Below are 20,146 nucleotides of genomic sequence, written 5' to 3' on the forward strand. Positions count from 1 at the left end.
CTGAGCGTTTCTCAGGCTTCTATCATTTCCCGCACTTTCGAGGTCAGGTGGTCGAACGCAAAGGGTTTGGTAATCAGTTGCATACCGTTATCCAGAAAGCCTCCGCGGACGGCGGCATGCTCTGCATAACCGGTGATGAACAACACTTTGAGTTCCGGTCGCAGCTGCCTGGCGATTTCTGCAAGCTGCCGGCCATTCATGCCCGGCAGCCCTACATCGCTGATCAGCAGGTCAATACGCTGGCCTGATTCCAGTATCGGCACGGCGTCCAGTGCTTCGCCGGCCTCGATGAAGGTGTAACCCAACTCGCTCAGTACCTCACTGACCAGCGTCCGGACAGCCGGGTCGTCTTCGACGATCAGCACGGTTTCGCCATTTTCGGCGTAAACGGCATTGCTCTGGAAACTCTGCTCGGCTTCATCTGCAAGCCCCTTAAAGCGCGGCAGGAACAGCTGTACCGTGGTGCCTTGGCCTACTTCACTCTTGATTGAAACATGACCATGCGACTGTTTGCTGAAACCATAGATCATTGAAAGACCCAGGCCGGTGCCCTGACCGATAGGCTTGGTGGTAAAGAACGGGTCAAATGCACGGCTGATCACTGTTTCCGGCATGCCGCAGCCATTGTCACTGACGCTCAGCACCACGTAATCACCGGGCAGCAGGTTCTCATGGGCATTGGTAAACGACCTGTCCAACTGCTGATTGAAGGTCTCGACCACCAGCGTGCCGCCGTCGGGCATTGCATCGCGGGCATTGAGCACCAGGTTGAGCAGGGCGCTCTCCAGTTGGTTTGGGTCCGCTTCTGCGGTCCACAGATCGCTGGCCATGCGCAGTTGCAAATGTATGCTTTCGTTGACACTGCGCTGCAGCAATTCGTCCATGGCATTGACCAGACGGTTCATCTCCACCGGCTTGGAGTCCAGTGACTGGCGCCGCGAGAATGCCAGCAGGCGGTGGGTAAGTGCTGCGGCACGGTTCGCCGAGGTCACTCCCAGGTCGATCAGGCTGTTGAGGTCCTCGATATTGCCCCGCGCCAGCCGTCTTCTTATTAATTCCAGGCTGCCGATGATACCGGTCAGCATGTTGTTGAAGTCATGAGCAATGCCGCCGGTCAATTGGCCGACTGCTTCCATTTTCTGTGACTGACGAAGAATGTCTTCCTTATGGCGTAACTGCGAGGTGCGTTCTTCAACCTGTTGCTCGAGTGTTTCATTGAGGCGTCGCAATTGCGACTCGGCTTGCTTGCGCTCGGTGATGTCCGAGGTCACACCCGCCAGAGAGCTGACCAGACCGTTCTTGCCGCGAATCGCGCGAGCGCGCACATCGACCCAACTGAGTGAGCCATCCGGCCAGACGTTGCGGTATTCGATGATCAGATCGACACCGGTGTCCAGGCTGCGCTGAAGCGCAGACTGCATTCTGGGCTGATCTTCGAAATACACAGCGGCGAGCCAGTCTTCGTAATTGAACGTGTCCTGCTCGTTGCGGCCATAGTGACTTTTAGTAATATCCGAACAAGTCAGTTTGAGGTATTCCGCTTCCAGCAACCACGAGCCCAGCCTGCCAGCCTTCAGCGCATTCTGCAGACGGCCTTCACTTTCGTGCAGGTCCTCCATGCGTGCCCGCGCTTCATACTGACGCCTGCGACCGCGCACAGCCGTGACGACCAGGCTGACCAGTGTCACAGGATGAAAGGGGCGCTCGAGAAAGGTCACATTGCCCAGCAGATTACCCATCCGTGCAGACGGATTGTGATCCGGGCCACCATGATGAGTCATCAGGACGATAGGCAGATCCGACCACGCCGGCTGGCGACCGATGAGGTCCAGCAGCGGTTTAATGTCACTATTACGCAACGCCTCATCGGCGATGATTGCCAGGCCTGCGCCCGCGCTCAACTCTTTGACCAGTTCGAACAAGTCCTGGGCCACCGTTGCCAGGTAGCCGGCCTCATCGAGGATCCGCATAGCGATCTGACTGTCTCGACCTCTTGGCGCCAGAATGATTGCGCGCTCCGACAACAGTCCTGGAGTACTCACAGGTCGTCATCCTCAAGCAGCGGTTTCTTGTCGCCAAAGTATGACGGCACCCCGCGCAGTACGCCCTGAAAGGCTTCAAGCGGCTCGCCGATCTTCAGACCGCTGGCACTGATGCGGTATTCACGAATAGTGGACTCGTGAGTGCCCGTGCGCTTCTTGATGATGGATATCGCGCGCCGCACCTGGCCCAAGGCTTCGAAGTAACGCAACAGAATAACGCTGTCGGCAAGGTAGGTTATGTCGACCGGTGAGCGCATGTCGCCGACCAGCCCGTGTTGTGCAACGGTCATGAAGGTCGACGCACCCTGGCGGTTGAGGTAGAGCAGAAGCTCATGCATGTGCAGAACCAGCGCGCTCTCTTCCGGCATTGCCGCCTGATAACCATTGATGCTGTCGATGATCACTGTTTTTATCTGCTTGCGGTCCACTGCACGCCTTACGCGATGCGCAAATTCGCCAGGAGAAAGCTCTGCCGCGTCGATCTGCTCGACCACCAGATTGCCGGTCTCCTGAAGCGCCCGCAGGTCAATGCCGAGCTTGAGCATGCGTTCGAACAGCAGGCCCATTTCTTCGTCGAATATGAACAGCCCCACGCGCTCGCCACGTGCCACTGCCTGCACCGCGAAAACCAGCGAAATGAGCGATTTCCCGGTCCCGGCAGGGCCTAGAATAAGCGTGCTGGAGCCGCTTTCTATACCGCCGCCCAGCAGATCGTCCAGCTCCGTGATGCCACTGCTGACCTGAGTGCGGGCGTAATCGGAACGGTGTTCGGCCGCTACCAGACGTGGGAATACATGGATGCCGTTCTCGGCGATGTTGAAGTCGTGGAAACCGCCGCGGTACTTCTGGCCGCGGTATTTGACGATCTTCAACCGTCTGCGCTCGGCACCATAGGTAGGTGTCAGCGCTTCGAGACGGATAACCCCGTGGGCGACACTGTGTACGGTTTTATCCAGCGCTTCGGTGGTCAGGTCATCGAGCAGCAATACCGTCGCGTTATAACGCGTGAAGTAATGTTTGATCGCCAGAATCTGGCGTCTGTAGCGCAATGAACTTTGCGCCAGAAGACGAATTTCCGAGAGGCTGTCGATCACCACGCGAGAGGGTTTGACCCGCTCGACAACCTCGAATATCTGCCGCGTCGCTTCGCCCAGCTCCAGATCCGAGGAGTACAGCAGGCTTTGATGGTGGTCCGCATCAAGCAGGCTTTCAGGCGGCGTCAGCTCGAAGATATTGATTTGCTCGTCAAGCTCCCAGCCATGTGAGGCGGCACCCGAGCGTAGCTCGCTTTCAGTCTCGGACAGGGTGATGTACAGCGATATTTCACCCGCTGCTGCGCCTGCCTGCAGAAACTGCAGTGCCACGGTTGTCTTGCCGGTTCCGGGTTCTCCTTCAAGGAGAAAAACATGACTGCGTGAAAGACCACCCGCAAGGATGTCATCCAGACCTTCAATACCGGTTGCCGCTTTTGACGTATTCAAGTATCGCCCTCTAATAACCTATATAGGTTTTGCTATCACTGATTACTGGACCTCCCTGCATTCTGACCGTTCACACTATTTAACGGTAGCGGGTACAGTGAATATAGAAGAGCGGCTGGCACACGGTCCGGCAAATGTCACTTAAGCCCGGTTACGATGATTACGCAGCTGTTGTTATAGTCCAGCGCCTGAACACTCAACATGCCCTGAGGATCACGTCGTGACCGATTATCAAAGTTTCCGGGTCGAACTGGCTGACAGCATTGCTCACGTACAGATCAACCGGCCTGAAAAGCTCAACGCAATGAACGAGGCGTTCTGGACCGAAATAATCGGCATATTCGACTGGATCGAGCGCAATGACGAAGTTCGGGTAGTAATACTCAGCGGAGCGGGTAAGCACTTTTCGTCGGGTATCGATCTGGCATTGCTGGCTTCGGTTGCCAACCAGATGGGCAAGGATCCAGGCCGTAATGCCCGGCTGTTGAGGCGCAAGATCCGTGACATGCAGGCTTCGTTCACGGCAGTGGCAAATTGCCGAAAGCCGGTTCTGGCTGCCATTCAGGGCTATTGCCTGGGTGGTGCCATAGACCTGATTTCGGCCTGTGACATGCGTTACGCCGCCGCCGACGCCCAGTTTGCCATTCGCGAGATCGACATGGGCATGGCGGCGGATGTAGGCACCCTGCAACGTCTGCCGCGGATCATCGGCGATGGCGTGCTGCGCGAAATGGCTTATACCGGGCGCACTGTCGGTGCTGAAGAGGCGCAGAGGATCGGTCTGGTCAATCGCACCTTCGATGACCTGGAAGGTCTGTTGCAGGGCGTCTTCGCGGTGGCCCGGGAGATAGCCGGAAAATCACCCATCGCCATTGAAGGCACCAAGCAAATGATCAGCTACATGCGCGATCACCGAGTGGAGGACGGCCTGGAACACGTTGCCACCTGGAACGCAGCCATGCTGCAATCACCTGACCTGAAGCTGGCGATGGTTGCGCAGATGAACAAGCACAAGCCGGTCTTCGATAATTGATTCATGATAGAGCTCGAGTCTGAGCAAAGGAGTTTTTCCATGGCGCGCCCGGAGCGTTGGACAACTGCAGTTCTGGATGTCGAGGCCGATGGTGGTTTGGCTGTGGTCCAGAGTGATCAGGGGTTTTTGCTGGATAGCAACGGGGTCATGTTCCCCAGAGGCTGGCTGGCGGGGCTGGATTTGCCAGTGCAGAGCGAGCACGGCATCGGCTATTTTGAGGGTGAGCCTGTCTACCTGCTGGTGCTTGAGCGCTCGGTTGTGGTCGAGGGCTGTTCCTGGCAAGGCTTGCGTCAGTTCATGCTGGAAGGCGATTTTGCGGTCTTCCAGATGCTCGGCTACGCCGCGCAAGTCAGCACCTGGGCCAGAGAACATCGCTTTTGCGGGGCCTGTGGTCGTGCGACGGTGCAGATCCGTGGAGAGCGGGCGATGTTCTGCGAGCACGACAACCTGCGTCTGTACCCGCGTATTTCCCCGAGCATGATCGTGCTGGTCACGCGGGGTGATGAAATACTGCTGGCCCGCTCACCACGTTTTGTCAGCGGCATGTACAGCGCGCTGGCCGGGTTTGTAGAGCCGGGCGAGTCTGCCGAAGACTGCGTGCACCGCGAAGTGATGGAAGAAGTGCAGGTGCGCATCAAGAACCTGAAATACATGGGCAGCCAGTGCTGGCCGTTTCCGCATTCGATGATGCTTGGCTTCCATGCCGAATATGACAGCGGTTACATAGTGCCCCAGGTGGAAGAAATCGAAGACGCACGCTGGTTTCATGTCGATGACTTGCCGCCGTTACCGGCCAACCGCTCTATCGCCCGCTATCTTATCGAGGCGTATCTGGCCGAGCGCTCAGGCGCCCCCGAACCAGTGCTGCCAGGCTAGGCGCACGGTCAGGCCCAATACCACGGTGATGAACACAGGGCGGATGAACTTGGCACCGCCCTTGATTGCAGTGCCTGCGCCGAAGTAGGCACCCAGCATTACCGCAAGGCCCATGCTCAGGCCGATGATGTAGTCCACCTGGCCGGAAAATATGAACACCGAAAGTGCCACGGCATTGCTGACGAAATTCATGCTGCGTGCCACGCCGCTGGCCTTGACCAGATCCACCGGGTAAAGCAGCAGCGTGCTGACTGTCCAGAAGGCACCGGTACCCGGCCCTGCAACACCGTCATAGAAGCCCAGCCCCAGCCCTTGTGGCAGTTGCCATTTCTTTTTGATCGGCGCGTTGCTGTCCAATGGTGCCTTGGGCGTGCCGCCAAACAGCAAGTACAGCCCGCAACCGAAGACAATGACCGGCAACATCTGGTTCAGCCATTCGGCTGGCAGGTAATGAGCAATGACCGCGCCAACTGCGGCACCCACCGCGGTGCCAACCACTGCGTGTATCCACTGCCTGGGGTGAAACAGTTTGCGGCGATAGAATGTGAAGCTGGCGGTTGCCGAGCCGAACGTCGAACTGAGCTTGTTGGTACCCAGCACCAGATGCGGCGGCAGGCCGGCCGTCATCAGGGCGGGTGTGGTAAGCAGTCCGCCGCCACCGGCGATGGCGTCTATAAAACCCGCGATGAACGCAACGACAGCAAGAATGGCGAGGGTGGTCAGGTCGACGCTGAGTTCAAAAGGCATGGTGGCAAGCGTGCTTATAGGAAAGGCGGGAGGGGGCAGAATGGCTGCCTGAACGTGGCGCATTCTACCCCCTTGCCAAGCGTTGCAGGAAGTCAGATATCGCTGAGCGCAACCCAGCGCTGTTCGGCGGCGGCGAGGCGAATGGCAGTCGCCAGACGCTCGATCTGCCAGGCTTCTTCGAAGTCCGGACCACGGCTGCCCTTGCCGCATACCGCAAGAATCAGTGCCTGTACCTCAAGTGCCTTGAGTTCGTTGTAACCCAGCTGGTGACCCGGAGCCGGGCAGAACGCCGCGTAACCGGGTTGCGCAGGACCTGCCAGAAGACGTTGAAAACCATCGCGCCCAGCTGCGCCAGTGCGGTAAATGCGCAGTTCGTTAAGGCGCTCCTGATCGAATGCCAGTGTGCCCTTGGTGCCGCTGATTTCGAAGCTCAGGTGGTTTTTGTAGCCGTGTTTCAGCCAACTGCTACTGAACGTTCCGCGCGCACCATTGGCAAAACGCAGCAGTGCGTGGGTCTGGTCATCCACTGCGATGCTACGCATTTCCTGGCTTCCGTTACTCGCAGGGCGTTGGCGGTGTACGGTGCTGGAGTCTGCGCAGACCGCTTCGACATCGCCCAGCAAATGGCGAGCCATCGCCAGCAAGTGACTGCCCAGATCGGCCAGCGCGCCGCCCGCATGGGCCGCTTCGCAACGCCACGACCAAGGGGAAGACGGACTAGCCATGAAGTCCTCGCTGAACTCACCCTGAAAACTGACGATATCGCCCAGTTCGCCCGCGTCGATCATTTCCCTGGCAAGGCCGATCATCGGGTTGTGCTGGTAGTTGTAGCCAACCTGAGTAACAACCCTGGCGGCCTTGGCGCTACGGCGCATTTCGTCGGCCTGGGCGAGGCTTACCGCCAGCGGTTTTTCGCAATACACCGCCTTGCCTGCAGCGATGGCGGCCATGGCCATGGGGAAGTGCAGGTGATTGGGTGTCGTGATCGCCACGATCTGCACCTGCGGATCACTGATCAGGTGCTGCCAGTCAGCGTGGCTGTGATCGAAGCCCCAGGCGCTGGCGCACTGCTCGGCCCTGACGCTGTCCGCATCCGCAAGGGCGGTCAGCCGAATGCGTGCCGGCAGATCAAGGGCGGCATTGGCATTGCCGAAGGCCAGGGCGTGGGCACGGCCCATGAAACCGGTGCCGATCAGCCCGATGCCCAGTTGCGCCTGCGACGTAGAAGGGGATTCCCGCATGACATTCTCCAGAGAGGATTGTTGTTATGCGGAAAATATATTCCATAAATTTAAAATATGGAAAATTAATTCATTTTTCGGCGTGGCAGTCAGTTCAAGCCATCAAGATAAAAATCCGCCGTCTACATTAAGCGCTACGCCGGTGGTGTAGCTGGATGCTGCGCTCGCCAGATACAAGACCGCGCCAGCCATTTCGCTGGGCGCTGCGACGCGTTTCAGCGGTATCTGCGCCAGGGCCATATTGAGAATCGCATCGTTCTTGACCAGCGCCGATGCAAATCGGGTATCTGTGAGACCCGGCAGCAGAGCGTTGCAGCGAATTCCGAACTCGGCGCATTCCTTGGCGAACACCTTGGTCATGTTGACCACCGCCGCCTTGGTCATTGAATAGACACCTTGATAGGCACCTGGCGACACCGCATTGATGGATGCAACATTGATGATGCTGCCACCGCCGCCTTCGCGCATCAGCTTGCCGGCTTCTACCGACATGAAGAAATAGCCGCGAATATTCACGTCGATGGTCTTTTGAAACGCGCTGAGGTCGGTGTCCAGCACATTGCAGAACTGCGGGTTGGTGGCGGCGTTGTTGACCAGTATATCCAGGCGGCCGAATTGCTCGTGAATCTGGGCAAAAACGCTTGTTATCTGTTCCATCTCGCCGATATGGCAGGCAATCGCCGTTGCCTTGCCGCCCTCGCTGATGATGGCGTCGGCAACCGCCTGACACCCGTCGAGCTTGCGGCTCGACACAACAACATGTGCGCCTTGCTGAGCGAGCAGTCTGGCAATGGCTTCACCGATTCCCCGGCTGGCACCTGAAACAAAAGCAACCTTGCCATCAAGGTCGAAAAGCTGGGTTCTGGACATGTCGTTTCCTTGTCTTGGCGTTAGCGGTCAAAGGCTGGATTTGGTGATCACATTCAGGCTCATCTGCTCCAGCAGCCTGTTCATGTCAATGAACCGGGCAAAGCGCTTGTCCTGAGTCTGTCCATGGAAAAACCGGTAGTAAATCTGTTGCACGATACCGGCCAGACGAAACAGGCCGTAGGTGTAGTAGAAGTCGAAATTGTCGATACGGATGCCCGAACGCTCGGCGTAATAGTCGACGAACGCCTGGCGCGTCAGCATGCCGGGCGCATTGCTCGGCTGGCGGCGCGTCAACTGAACCGGTAGCGGGTCGTCAGCCTGGACCCAGTAGGCGAGGGTATTGCCCAGGTCCATCAGCGGATCGCCGAGCGTGGTCAGTTCCCAGTCCAGCACGCCGATGATGTTCATCGGGTTGTCAGGATCGAGGATCACATTGTCGAAGCGGTAGTCGTTATGCACGATGCTGAAGGTGGGCGAGTCGGCGGGCATTTTGTCTGCCAGCCAGGCCTGGACCTGCTGCCATGCCGGGGCGTCCGGGGTTCGCGCTTTTTCATAACGCTCGGTCCAGCCCGAAATCTGCCGCTGCACGTAACCCTGGGGCTTGCCCAGATCACCCAGGCCGCACGCCTGGAAGTCAACGCGGTGCAAGTCCACCAGTTTGTTGATGAAGCTCTTGCACAGGTCTTCGGTCTGTCGTGCATCAAGCGCCAGCTCGGGCGGCAGGTCAGAGCGCAGGATGATCCCCTTGACGCGCTGCATCACGTAAAACTCCGAGCCGATCACTGACTCATCCGTGCAGTGCAGGTACGCTTGCGGGCAATAGGGGAAGGCATTCCTGAGCTGGTTGAGAATGCGGTATTCACGACCCATGTCATGTGCCGATCGCGCCTTGTGTCCGAACGGTGGGCGCCGCAGCACCAACTCGCGCTCGGGGTACTGAATCAGGTAGGTCAGGTTCGATGCGCCTCCGGGGAACTGACTGATCGCCGGGGTGCCATGCAGATTCGCCAGATGCGCCTTCAGGTACGGATCTATCAGGGAGGCGTCCAGTTCTTCGCCGCTGCGAATCCCGGTGGACTGGTCAGTCAGTGCCATACGTATACCTTGTGTTTATTATGGTCAGCTCAAACTATTGACTAATCTAATGATCGTCTGATTCGCGAGCAAGCTCGCGGCAGCGTTATAGACTAGCGTGTTGCCGGGCAATCAGCGGCTCTGATTGCTGCTTTGTACAGAACGGCACAGACAAAAAAACCGAAGCCGGCGGGGCTTCGGTTTTTTGGTGGTGCTACCTGCAAAGCGCCAGGTGTTTACACCGGGAACAGTTCGCTGAGCTTCATGGCCAGCATCATGTCGCCTTCGGCGCGCAGCTTGCCGCCCATGAACGCCTGCATGCCATCAGTCTCGCCGCTGACAATGCCCTTGAGGGTTTCGCTGTCCATGACCAGGGTCACGTTGGCGTCCGGGTTTTCGCCTTCCTGCAATTCGCAGGTGCTGTCCTTGACGATCAGGGCGTAGTGTTTGTCTTCGTCGGTAATATTGAAACCGAAGACCAGGTCCAGACCGGCAGCAGCAGCCGGGTTGAACTTGTTCTTCATGGTTTGTACGGCGTCTGCTACTGAGGTCATGTCTTGATCCTTTTGTGGTGAGTACTTGCGTCCGCAAGGACGCGATTGGCCGGGCTCAGCGATAGGTAATGAGCTCCGGCGTCTTCAGCAGTTGCAAGTGTGTGTAACCGTTGAAGGAAGCCAGGGTAACGTCGTTGCCTTTGAATTTGAGCTGATGCAGCGAAGTGTTGACGATATGCCAGTGCAGCTCCAGTGCCTTTGCTGCAGGCATTCCGGTAACAAGGTGGAGCAGGGCAGTAATGGTGCCGCCGGACGTGAACACGGCAATACGCTCATGCGGACCTGCGTCCTGAAGAATTCTGTCCAGGCCTGCCTTGACGCGGTCCACGAAACCTTGCCAGCTTTGCAGCCCCGGCGTGTCGTGCTCGCCACTCAGCCAGCGTTTGGTGATCAGGTTGAACAACCGGTGAAACCCTGCAGGGTTGCCAGCGACGTCGCGCAGAATATCCAGCGCTTGCGGCTCATCGACAAGCATCGCGGGTATCAACACCCTGATCACGCCCTCAGCGTCGAATTCATCGAAAGCGCTGTCGAGCTGCACGGGAGGCGTTTCGATACCTGCTTCGGTGTACTGGCCCAGCACATGCTGTGCGGTGTCTTTCTGGCGCAGAAGCTCACCCGATACACACCGGTCAAAGGTCATGCCCGACTGCGCGAGGTGAGTCCCCAGCACCTGTGACTGACGAACACCCATAGGCGACAGGACGTCGTAATCGTCTGCACCAAATGAGGCCTGGCCATGTCGTATCAGGTAGATGCTGCCCACGTCCGTGTCGTCTCGGTACGTTGAAGGTGGGTCGAGGTTATGAGGGATGCCGGGCGACTGTCAATGAAAAAACATACGCTCGTTTGAAATCACCGTTTTAATGGTTTGTAACGGCTCGATAGCTGGTGCGTCGCACAGGGCGTCGGTATGCTGCATTCATTGGGGCCCTTGATTGGTAAGGGCCTGACGCAAATGAGGGATATTCGTGGATTTCGTTGTCGATTACGCAAGTTTTCTGGCTAAAACCGTGACGCTGGTAATCGCCATCGTGGTGGTGTTGGTTGCCATTGCGTCCATGCGTGGCAAGGGACGTCGCAAAACGGCGGGGCAGCTCCAGGTCACCCGGCTCAATGACTTCTATAAAGGCCTGCGTGAGCGGCTTGAGCAATCCTTGCTCGACAAGGAGCGCCTCAAGGCACTGCGCAAAGAGCAGGGCAAGGCCCTGAAAAAAGAAAAGAAGCAGGCAGAGCCAAAAGCCCGTGTCTATGTGCTGGATTTCGACGGGGACATCAAGGCCTCGGCTACTGAAAGCATGCGTCATGAAATTACCGCTCTGCTGACGCTGGCCACCGACAAGGACGAAGTGGTCCTGCGTCTGGAAAGCGGTGGCGGCATGGTGCACAGCTATGGTCTGGCGTCCTCGCAACTGGCACGCATTCGGCAGGCCGGTATTCCACTGACCGTATGCATCGACAAGGTTGCGGCCAGTGGCGGGTACATGATGGCCTGCATCGGCAACAAGATCATCAGCGCACCCTTCGCTATCCTCGGGTCCATTGGCGTTGTTGCGCAGTTGCCCAACGTCAATCGCTTGCTGAAGAAGCACGACATCGATTTTGAAGTGCTGACCGCGGGTGAATACAAACGCACCCTGACGGTGTTTGGCGAAAACACCGAGAAGGGTCGCGAGAAATTCCAGCAGGACCTGGATATAACCCACGACCTGTTCAAGAACTTCGTTGCCAGCTACCGCCCGCAATTGTCCATCGACGAAGTGGCCACGGGCGAGGTATGGCTTGGCATGGCCGCGGTCGACAAACTGTTGGTCGATGAACTAAAGACCAGCGACGAGTACCTGGCCGAGCGCGCCAAGGATGCAGACGTGTTCCACCTGCACTACGTGCAACGCAAAAGCCTTCAGGAACGCATGGGGATGGCTGCAGCCACCTCGGCGGATCAACTGGCTGCTAAGTGGTGGGGACGTTTGACTCAGCAGCGGTTCTGGTAGGTGTAAATGACAAGGTGGCCTGAGTCGAGCCTCAAGTTACCCGATATCACAGAACCGCTGTGTGACGCAAAGCGTCACGAACTGCATGCCGACGCGGAGCGTCGGCACGATCGTCATTAGTATCTAAGCCGTGTCTTAGCCACCTGCTTTAAAGTGCTTTTCAACCGCGATGGCACTGACGACGCAGAGTGCGACGTTAGTGACGGCTGAGTCCTGACGCTGATCCGGGGGATGCGAGGCAGGACGCCGAGCAAGCCGCACCGGGCCAAGGATGGCCCGTTGCGGCGGCCCCCGGATCAGTGACAGGGCGAAGGAACCCGACGAAGTCGGGCCGGAAACAGGAGCGAGGACTTTGCCTACTTTGGTCCCTCAAAGTAGGGCGCCGAGAGGCGAAAAGGGGGGCTTGAGTCTTATCTGAATTTACATGACATCGCAGAACCCGTTTGTGACGCGCAGCGCCACAAACGAGGACGCAGAGCGTCCAGAGCTGCGTTCCCACGCTGGAGCGTGGGCATGATAGTCATCTCAAGTGAGCACAGAGACGATAATGCAGGTCGCCTGAATCAGCGGCGCCGGAACAGCGGCAGCGGCTCGTCGGTTGCAGCCTGATAGGTGACCGAGAAGTCCTTCAGGCCTTCCAGCGCCTCGTACGGATCCTTGTCGGCACGTACCGCGAACGCATCGAAGCCACAGCGGCGCATGTAGAACAACTGATCGCGCAACACGTCGCCGATGGCGCGCAATTCGCCCTTGTAGCCAAAACGATCACGCAACAGGCGCGCATTCGAGAAGCTACGACCGTCAGTGAACGCCGGAAAGTTCAGGGCGATGACCTGAAACTGGTCCACATCTGCGCCGATCTCTTCAGCTTCTTCATCACTGTCCAGCCATACGCCCAAACCGCCATCGCGTGCCTTCAATGCATGCGCGTGTTCGCGCCACAGTGCCAGCGGCACGATCAGGTCGTCGCAGTTCGACAGGCTGTCAAAGGTGGTTTCCTTCGGCAACAGGTGCCAGGTTTCATCAATGACTTCGTTGTTCTTAATGATTCGCTGCATAGACGCGCTCCTTGAAAGGGTCAATGCCAATACGTTGGTAGGTGTCGATAAAGCGCTCGTCTTCGGTACGTTTTTCAACGTAGACGTCGATCAGCTTCTCGATCACGTCCGGCATCGCCTCCTGGGCAAAGGAAGGGCCGAGGATCTTGCCGAGGCTCGCATCACGGCTGGCACTGCCGCCGAGTGAGACCTGATAGAACTCTTCACCTTTCTTGTCCACGCCCAGCACGCCGATATGGCCGACGTGGTGGTGGCCGCAAGCGTTCATGCAGCCGGAAATGTTCAGGTCCAGCTCGCCGATATCGAACAGGTAGTCCAGATCGTCGAAGCGGCGCTGGATGGATTCTGCAATCGGAATCGATTTGGCGTTGGCCAGCGAGCAGAAATCCCCGCCAGGGCAGCAGATGATGTCGGTCAGAAGACCAATGTTCGGTGTGGCAAAACCATTGTCGCGCAGCTCGTTCCACAGGGTGAACAGCTCGGCCTGCTCGACGTCGGCCAGGATGATGTTCTGCTCGTGGGAAGTGCGCAACTGACCAAAGCTGTAGCGATCGGCCAGATCGGCGATTGCGTCCAGCTGCTTGTCGGTCACGTCGCCCGGCGCAACACCGGTGGGCTTGAGCGACAGGGTGACAGCAATGTAGCCAGGCTTTTTGTGCGCCAGCACATTGCGTTGACGCCAGCGAGCGAAGCCTGGGTGCTGAGCGTCCAGCGCTGCCAGTTCGGCGTGCTGGTCGCTGAGAGCCTTGTATTGCGGGTCGACGAAGTGCCGGGAAACGCGCTGCACTTCGGCTTCGGTCAGGGTGGTCTGACCGCCACGCAAATGAGCCATTTCGGCGTCTACCTTGGCGGCAAAAACCTCAGGCGTCAGTGCCTTGACCAGAATCTTGATCCGCGCCTTGTACTTGTTGTCGCGACGGCCATAACGGTTGTAGACCCGCAGGATGGCGTCGAGATAACTCAGCAGGTCCTGCCACGGCAGAAACTCATTGATGAAGGCACCGACAACCGGAGTACGGCCAAGGCCGCCACCCACCAGGACGCGGAAGCCCAGCTCGCCGGCTTCGTTGCGCAACGGCTCAAGACCGATGTCATGTACTTCGATGGCGGCGCGATCACTGGTCGAGCCGTTGATTGCGATCTTGAACTTGCGCGGCAGGTAGGCGAACTCCGGGTGGAACGTGGTCCACTGACGGACGATTTCGCACCATGGACGTGGGTCCACCAGCTCGTCTGCGGCAACACCGGCAAACTGGTCGGTGGTCACGTTGCGCAGGCAGTTGCCGCTGGTCTGGATCGCGTGCATCTGCACGGTCGCCAGTTCAGCGAGAATATCCGGTACATCTTCAAGCGCAGGCCAGTTGAACTGTACGTTCTGGCGGGTACTGATGTGCGCGTAGCCCTTGTCGTAGTCACGGGCAATTTTGGCCATCATGCGCGCCTGACGCGAGGTCAGCTGGCCGTATGGAACCGCCACACGCAACATCGGCGCAAAGCGCTGCACATAAAGACCGTTTTGCAGGCGCAACGGTCGAAATTCTTCTTCGCTCAGTTCCCCGGCCAGATAGCGTCGGGTCTGATCCCGGAACTGCTTGACGCGGTCCTCGATGATCTTCTGATCGTAATCGTCGTATACGTACATATAGGTCCTGTTCTCAGGCTTCGTCATGAAGCAGGGCAGTTGCGTCAGTCCGGGCACACGCCCGTCACTCGCGGTAGCCTGCTTCATCTGGTCAATTCTGCGCGCACGGCCGCGCACTCCGTCGGGAGCGAAGGCGACGATAGCAGTTTGCAGATATCGATAAAAGTGATGTTTATATATATGCAAATCACTAAAAGCGATAAGCAAAACCGCGTCCGTGCATATCCCTGCTTGCCGTGTGGGCAAGACTCGACTTAACTGAACGTTGACCGATGCCGAGCAGGTGTCGGAACACTCCTATTCATGTGCAATCACCCACAAGACCGACAAGAGGCGATGCGATGAGCAAGCACCCGAAAGTAGCCAAGCCAGGCAGATCCGTGGACACCTGGGCCATTTTATTCATTGTCATTCTGGCGGTAGGCGCAGCGATGTTCTGGGCCAGCAGCCAGTGAAGGGCTGGTAAAGAATCTGCCGGAGTCTCCAGAACCTTGCTGCCGCAGCCGATAACACGCTCGTAGTGCTAAATCCCTGCTGCTTCAAGGTTCGTTGATATGAAGGCGTTACATGCTGGCTGGCTGTTACTGTGCAGTTGTCTCTGGGGCGGGACGACACATGCCGCCTCGGTGGTTTTTCTGAACCCCGGCGCACCATCCGATGGCTATTGGCAGAGTTACTCCCGGGTCATGCAGACGGCTGCCGACACCACCGGCATGTCACTGAAAATACTCTATACCGAGCGCGACACCCGCAAGTTGCTCGATCTGGCGCGAGCGGCGCTGCAAGGGGATGAGCGCCCGGATTACCTGTTGTTTTCCAATGAGTTGAATATCGCCCCTGAAGTCCTGCGCATGTCCGTGGGCAGCGGGGTCAAGCTGTTTGCCGTCAACAATACGCTGACCGAGGACCAGATTCGGATTCTCGGTGATCTGCCATCGCGTTATCCGGACTTCATCGGCAGCCTGGTGGGCAACGATGAACAGGGCGGCTATCTGACGGCAAAGCGGCTTATCAGTCTCGCGGTGCCTGGCGCAGACGGTCAGGTCATCGACATGCTTGCGTTTTCCGGGACCAACACCACGCCCGTTTCCCTGCTGCGTGAAAAAGGCATGCTGCGTGCCTTGTCAGAGCACCCAGAGGTGCATCTACGGCAGATTGCGCTGGGTGGCTGGCGCCGTGATCGCGCGCTCGAGCAGGCGCGCGTGCTGTTCAAGCGCTATCCGCAGACACGCCTGGTGTGGGCTGCCAACGAGCAAATGGCGTTCGGTGCGATGGATGCATTGCGCGAGAGCGGCGGCAAGCCGGGGCAGGACGTGCTGTTCAGTGCGATCAACGGCACGTCGCTTTCACTGCGGGCACAGCTCAATGGCAGCCTGAGTGTCGTAGCTTCAGGGCATTTCACCCTGGGCGGGTGGGCCATCATTCTCTTGCACCACTATGACACTGCTCAATGGCAGGCCCGGCAACAGATCGGCACACGAATCATTGATGTGATTCACGTGGTCGAGCCACAGGATGCGCAGCGCTTTCTGGATGCCGCCCGGGACGAGCATTACCGGCTCGATTTCCAGGCATTCAATATGGAAACTTCTGGCGAAGCGTCGCCATTTTCGCTGAAAGGCATGTTGCCGCCTGACCACTCAGGCGGCAGATAACCGGTCAGGCGTTACTCGTCGTAGCCCAGGTTGGGTGCCAGCCAGCGCTCGGTGACGCTCAGGTCCTGGCCTTTGCGGGCGGTGTAGCTTTCGACCTGATCCTTATCCACCTTGCCTACCGCAAAGTACTGCGCCTGAGGATGGGCAAAGTACCAGCCGCTGACGGCCGCAGCCGGGAACATTGCGTAGTGCTCGGTCAGGAACACGCCGCTTTTGCCGGGCGTATGTTCGGGTGTGCCTTCCGGCAGCGGGTCGAGCAGGGCGAACAGGGTGCCTTTTTCGGTGTGATCGGGGCAGGCCGGGTAGCCGGGAGCCGGACGAATGCCCATGTACTGCTCCTTGATCAACGCCTCGTTGTCCAGCGCCTCGTCTTTGGCGTAACCCCAGTATTCCTTGCGCACCTGCTGGTGCAGCCATTCGGCACAGGCTTCGGCCAGACGGTCGGCGAGAGCCTTGACCATGATCGAGTTGTAGTCGTCGCCCTTGTCCTGATAGGCCTTGGCAACTTCTTCGGCACCAATGCCGGCGGTGGTGATGAAGCCACCGATGTAGTCGGTCAGGCCACTGTCTTTCGGCGCGACGAAGTCGGCCAGCGAGAAGTTCGGCTTGCCGTCAGGCTTTATGGTCTGTTGGCGCAGGTGATGCAGCGTCGCCAGCGGCTTGCCGTCGTCGCCATAGACCTCCAGATCATCATCGTTGACCTGATTGGCTGGCCAGAAGCCGAATACTGCACGGGCGCTGATCAGTTTCTCGTCGATCAGCTTGCGCAGCATCTGGGTGGCGTCCGCATACAGCGCGGTGGCCGCTTCACCGACCACTTCGTCGGTCAGGATGCGCGGGTATTTACCGGCCAGGTCCCAGGAGATGAAGAACGGTGTCCAGTCGATGTATTCGGCCAGCACGTTCAGGTCGATGTCCTGCAGTACCCGCGTGCCGGTGAAGGTCGGCTGGGCAGGGGTATAGTTTTCCCAGTCGAATTGCGGCTTTTTTGCCACTGCCGCGCCATAACTCAAACGCTCGGTGCGCGCGCTGCGTGCCGAGGTGCGCTCACGTACTTCGACGTATTCCAGACGGGTCTTTTCAATAAAGGCCGGCTTCAGCTCTTTCGACAGCAACTGGGTCGCGACGCCGACCGCTCGGGAAGCATCGGTGACGTAGATGACTGCGTCATTGCTGTATTTAGGCTCGATCTTCACCGCCGTGTGCGCCTTGGATGTGGTCGCGCCGCCGATCATCAATGGCAGGTGGAAGTCCTGGCGCTGCATTTCTCTGGCGACATGGACCATTTCGTCCAGTGACGGCGTGATCAGGCCGGACAGGCCGATGATGTCGCATTTCTCGTCGCGGGCCACTTGCAGGATTTTCTCTGCAGGCACCATCACGCCCAGGTCGACAATGTCGTAGCCGTTACAGCCCAGTACTACGCCGACGATGTTCTTGCCGATGTCATGTACGTCGCCCTTGACCGTCGCCATGAGGATCTTGCCCTTGGCTTCGGGCTTGTCGCCCTTTTCCAGCTCGATGAACGGAATCAGGTGCGCCACTGCCTGCTTCATCACGCGCGCGGACTTGACCACCTGAGGCAGGAACATCTTGCCTGCGCCAAACAGGTCACCGACCACGTTCATGCCCGCCATCAGCGGGCCCTCGATCACTTCGATAGGGCGGGTGAATGCCAGGCGCGACTCTTCGGTGTCCTGGACGATGTGCGTGGTGATGCCCTTGACCAGCGCGTGTTCCAGACGCTGATTGACCGGCCAGCTGCGCCATTCCTCGGTTTCGGCCTCCTTGACGCTGCCATCACCCTTGAACTTGTCGGCAATTGCCAGCAATGCATCCGTGCCCTCGGGATTGCGGTTGAGCACTACGTCTTCGACGCAGTCACGCAGTTCAGCGGGAATCTGGTCGTAGATTTCCAGCTGCCCGGCGTTAACGATGCCCATACTCAGGCCATTGCGGATCGCATGCAGCAGGAACACCGAGTGGATCGCTTCACGCACCGGGTTGTTGCCACGGAACGAGAACGACACGTTGGACACCCCACCCGAGGTCAGGGCATACGGCAGCTCATCACGGATGTAGGCGCAGGCGTTGATGAAGTCCACGGCATAGTTGTTATGTTCTTCGATACCGGTAGCGATGGCGAAGATGTTCGGGTCGAAGATGATGTCTTCCGGCGGGAAGCCCACTTCGTTGACCAGAATGTCGTAGGAGCGCTTGCAGATTTCCTTCTTGCGCGCCTCGGTATCGGCCTGACCCTGTTCGTCGAAGGCCATGACCACCACGGCCGCGCCGTATCGCTTGCACAGCCGCGCGTGATGAATGAACTGCTCGACGCCTTCCTTCATGCTGATGGAGTTGACGATGCCCTTGCCCTGGATGCACTTGAGGCCGGCCTCGATCACTTCCCACTTGGAGGAGTCGATCATGATCGGTACGCGGGAAATGTCCGGCTCGCCTGCGATCAGGTTGAGGAAGGTCACCATGGCCTTCTTCGAGTCGAGCATCCCTTCGTCCATGTTGATGTCGATCACCTGGGCACCGGCTTCGACCTGCTGCAGGGCGACTTCCAGGGCTTCGGTGTAGTTGTCTTCACGGATCAGGCGGGCAAAGCGGGCAGAGCCGGTGATGTTGGTGCGCTCGCCGACGTTGACGAACAGCGACTGACGATCAATGGTGAACGGCTCGAGGCCCGACAGGCGGCAGGCTTTTGGAATGTCCGGAATTTCGCGTGGCGCGTAGCCCGAAACAGCCTCGGCAATCGCCTTGATGTGCGCTGGCGTCGTACCGCAGCAGCCACCGACGATGTTCAGGAAGCCGCTTTGCGCGAACTCTTCGATGATCTTCGCCGTCTGGCTCGGCAGCTCGTCGTATTCGCCAAAGGCGTTGGGCAGACCGGCGTTGGGGTGCGCAGATACATGGGTGTTGGCCTTGTTGGCCAGCTCTTGCAGGTAGGGGCGCAGTTCGCTCGCGCCCAGTGCGCAGTTCAGGCCGACCGAGATCGGTTTGGCATGACTGATCGAGTTCCAGAACGCTTCGGTGGTCTGGCCGGACAGGGTGCGTCCCGATGCGTCGGTGATGGTCCCGGAAATCATGATCGGCAGTTCAAAGCCCACTTCTTCGAACACGCCCTGCACGGCAAAGATCGCCGCCTTGGCGTTGAGGGTGTCGAAAATGGTCTCGATCAGGATCAGGTCGGCGCCGCCCTCGATCAGCCCCTTGGTGGCTTCGCTGTAGTTCTCGACCAGTTCGTCGAAGGTGACGTTGCGATAGCCGGGGTTATTGACGTCCGGCGACAGCGAACAGGTGCGGCTGGTAGGGCCCAGCACGCCCGCCACGAAACGCGGTTTGTCCGGGGTTTCCAGTGTCTTGGCGTCTGCGACCTTGCGCGCCAGGCGTGCACCTTCGACGTTCAGCTCGTAGACGATCGATTCCATGCCGTAATCGGCCTGGGAGACCTGGGTGGCGTTGAATGTGTTGGTTTCGAGGATGTCGGCACCGGCATCCAGGTAAGCCTTCTCAATGGCGCCGATCACGTCAGGTCGGGTCAGGATCAACAGGTCGTTGTTGCCCTTTACATCACTTGGCCAATCGGCGAAGCGCTTGCCCCGATAATCCTGCTCTTCAAGCCTGTAGCTCTGAATCATGGTGCCCATGCCGCCATCGAGGATCAGAATCCTCTGTTTCAGAGCAGTGAGAAAGGCTTGATGGCGGGCGCTGCGGTCAGACATGGGGGCTACCTTGAGAAGGTCGATACTTTAAAGGACGGGATGATAGCAAACCGGAACGGTTTTGGTGGTGCTGCGGCTTTTGCATGAAAATCATTCATGTTGGAGGCAATTACGGCCTAGTAGAATTGTTCCATTTTTAATGACAGAG

Annotated in this window: 15 protein-coding genes; 4 read left to right on the top strand and 11 right to left on the bottom strand. The window is 58.3% G+C overall.

Going from position 1 to position 20,146, the window contains the following annotated elements:
* Positions 1-11 precede the first annotated feature (11 nt).
* The gene (locus tag RYC17_RS04260; protein ID WP_122259051.1) at positions 12-2,042 is read right to left on the bottom strand and encodes a response regulator; all 2,031 of its coding nucleotides are present in this window, start codon (positions 2,040-2,042) and stop codon (positions 12-14) included.
* Entirely contained in the window at positions 2,039-3,523 is a 1,485-nt protein-coding gene (locus RYC17_RS04265; protein ID WP_058401468.1) for an ATPase domain-containing protein, read from the bottom strand. The genes RYC17_RS04260 and RYC17_RS04265 overlap by 4 nt, the downstream gene beginning before the upstream one ends.
* A 220-nt stretch (positions 3,524-3,743) precedes the next feature.
* Here RYC17_RS04265 and RYC17_RS04270 point away from each other — a divergent pair, with 220 nt between their 5' ends.
* Both RYC17_RS04270 and nudC read left to right on the top strand, forming a co-directional pair.
* The gene (locus tag RYC17_RS04270; protein WP_316902562.1) at positions 3,744-4,556 is read left to right on the top strand and encodes a crotonase/enoyl-CoA hydratase family protein; all 813 of its coding nucleotides are present in this window, start codon (positions 3,744-3,746) and stop codon (positions 4,554-4,556) included.
* Between the two features lie 39 nt (positions 4,557-4,595).
* Entirely contained in the window at positions 4,596-5,432 is an 837-nt protein-coding gene (gene nudC / locus RYC17_RS04275) for an NAD(+) diphosphatase (protein ID WP_316902563.1), read from the top strand.
* On the opposite strand, the gene RYC17_RS04280 is transcribed toward nudC, so the two are convergent.
* The 6 genes from RYC17_RS04280 to RYC17_RS04305 form a co-directional block, all read right to left on the bottom strand.
* Positions 5,400-6,179 (bottom strand): TSUP family transporter, encoded by a 780-nt coding sequence (locus RYC17_RS04280; protein ID WP_058401471.1) that lies wholly within the window; start codon positions 6,177-6,179, stop codon positions 5,400-5,402. The genes nudC and RYC17_RS04280 overlap by 33 nt on opposite strands.
* A 92-nt stretch (positions 6,180-6,271) precedes the next feature.
* Positions 6,272-7,420 carry a Gfo/Idh/MocA family oxidoreductase gene (locus tag RYC17_RS04285; protein WP_316902564.1) on the bottom strand — a complete coding sequence of 383 codons (1,149 nt, stop codon included), beginning with the start codon at positions 7,418-7,420 and terminating at the stop codon, positions 6,272-6,274.
* Between the two features lie 102 nt (positions 7,421-7,522).
* Positions 7,523-8,290, bottom strand: a complete 768-nt coding sequence (locus RYC17_RS04290) for an SDR family oxidoreductase (RefSeq protein WP_122281340.1) — start codon at positions 8,288-8,290, stop codon at positions 7,523-7,525.
* A 27-nt stretch (positions 8,291-8,317) separates the two neighbouring features.
* On the bottom strand, positions 8,318-9,385 hold the full coding sequence (locus RYC17_RS04295) for a phosphotransferase family protein (protein WP_316902565.1): 1,068 nt from the start codon (positions 9,383-9,385) through the stop codon (positions 8,318-8,320).
* A 215-nt stretch (positions 9,386-9,600) separates the two neighbouring features.
* Positions 9,601-9,918 (bottom strand): SCP2 sterol-binding domain-containing protein, encoded by a 318-nt coding sequence (locus RYC17_RS04300; RefSeq protein WP_055008848.1) that lies wholly within the window; start codon positions 9,916-9,918, stop codon positions 9,601-9,603.
* 55 nt (positions 9,919-9,973) lie between these two features.
* Positions 9,974-10,684, bottom strand: coding sequence for a histidine phosphatase family protein (locus RYC17_RS04305; protein WP_316902566.1), 711 nt, complete (start codon positions 10,682-10,684; stop codon positions 9,974-9,976).
* Between the two features lie 205 nt (positions 10,685-10,889).
* Between RYC17_RS04305 and sohB the strand changes: the two genes are divergently transcribed.
* Positions 10,890-11,912, top strand: coding sequence for a protease SohB (gene sohB / locus RYC17_RS04310; RefSeq protein ID WP_058401476.1), 1,023 nt, complete (start codon positions 10,890-10,892; stop codon positions 11,910-11,912).
* A gap of 563 nt (positions 11,913-12,475) precedes the next feature.
* Here the strand turns inward: sohB and RYC17_RS04315 are convergent.
* Positions 12,476-12,970, bottom strand: a complete 495-nt coding sequence (locus RYC17_RS04315; RefSeq protein ID WP_002553657.1) for a DUF934 domain-containing protein — start codon at positions 12,968-12,970, stop codon at positions 12,476-12,478.
* Entirely contained in the window at positions 12,954-14,612 is a 1,659-nt protein-coding gene (locus RYC17_RS04320; protein WP_002553658.1) for a nitrite/sulfite reductase, read from the bottom strand. The genes RYC17_RS04315 and RYC17_RS04320 overlap by 17 nt, the downstream gene beginning before the upstream one ends.
* 554 nt (positions 14,613-15,166) lie before the next feature.
* On the opposite strand from RYC17_RS04320, the gene RYC17_RS04325 reads away from it, so the two are divergent.
* Entirely contained in the window at positions 15,167-16,267 is a 1,101-nt protein-coding gene (locus RYC17_RS04325; protein ID WP_316902567.1) for an ABC transporter substrate-binding protein, read from the top strand.
* Positions 16,268-16,278: 11 nt separating this feature from the next.
* On the opposite strand, the gene metH is transcribed toward RYC17_RS04325, so the two are convergent.
* Positions 16,279-19,998: a methionine synthase gene (gene metH / locus RYC17_RS04330; RefSeq protein WP_316902568.1), complete on the bottom strand. Its 3,720-nt coding sequence runs from the start codon at positions 19,996-19,998 to the stop codon at positions 16,279-16,281.
* Positions 19,999-20,146: the final 148 nt, after the last annotated feature.

The sequence above is a fragment of the Pseudomonas syringae group sp. J248-6 genome, from assembly GCF_032586995.1.
Classification (GTDB): Bacteria; Pseudomonadota; Gammaproteobacteria; order Pseudomonadales; family Pseudomonadaceae; genus Aquipseudomonas; species Aquipseudomonas amygdali.

What these genes read in the sequence shown, in the direction of transcription:
- nudC (WP_316902563.1), top strand. Translation starts at nt 4,596, where the DNA reads ATGGCGCGCCCGGAGCGTTGGACAACTGCAGTTCTGGATGTCGAGGCC.
- RYC17_RS04280 (WP_058401471.1), bottom strand. Translation starts at nt 6,179, where the DNA reads ATGCCTTTTGAACTCAGCGTCGACCTGACCACCCTCGCCATTCTTGCT.
- RYC17_RS04285 (WP_316902564.1), bottom strand. Translation starts at nt 7,420, where the DNA reads ATGCGGGAATCCCCTTCTACGTCGCAGGCGCAACTGGGCATCGGGCTG.
- RYC17_RS04290 (WP_122281340.1), bottom strand. Translation starts at nt 8,290, where the DNA reads ATGTCCAGAACCCAGCTTTTCGACCTTGATGGCAAGGTTGCTTTTGTT.
- RYC17_RS04295 (WP_316902565.1), bottom strand. Translation starts at nt 9,385, where the DNA reads ATGGCACTGACTGACCAGTCCACCGGGATTCGCAGCGGCGAAGAACTG.
- RYC17_RS04300 (WP_055008848.1), bottom strand. Translation starts at nt 9,918, where the DNA reads ATGACCTCAGTAGCAGACGCCGTACAAACCATGAAGAACAAGTTCAAC.
- RYC17_RS04315 (WP_002553657.1), bottom strand. Translation starts at nt 12,970, where the DNA reads ATGCAGCGAATCATTAAGAACAACGAAGTCATTGATGAAACCTGGCAC.
- RYC17_RS04320 (WP_002553658.1), bottom strand. Translation starts at nt 14,612, where the DNA reads ATGTACGTATACGACGATTACGATCAGAAGATCATCGAGGACCGCGTC.
- RYC17_RS04325 (WP_316902567.1), top strand. Translation starts at nt 15,167, where the DNA reads ATGAAGGCGTTACATGCTGGCTGGCTGTTACTGTGCAGTTGTCTCTGG.
- metH (WP_316902568.1), bottom strand. Translation starts at nt 19,998, where the DNA reads ATGTCTGACCGCAGCGCCCGCCATCAAGCCTTTCTCACTGCTCTGAAA.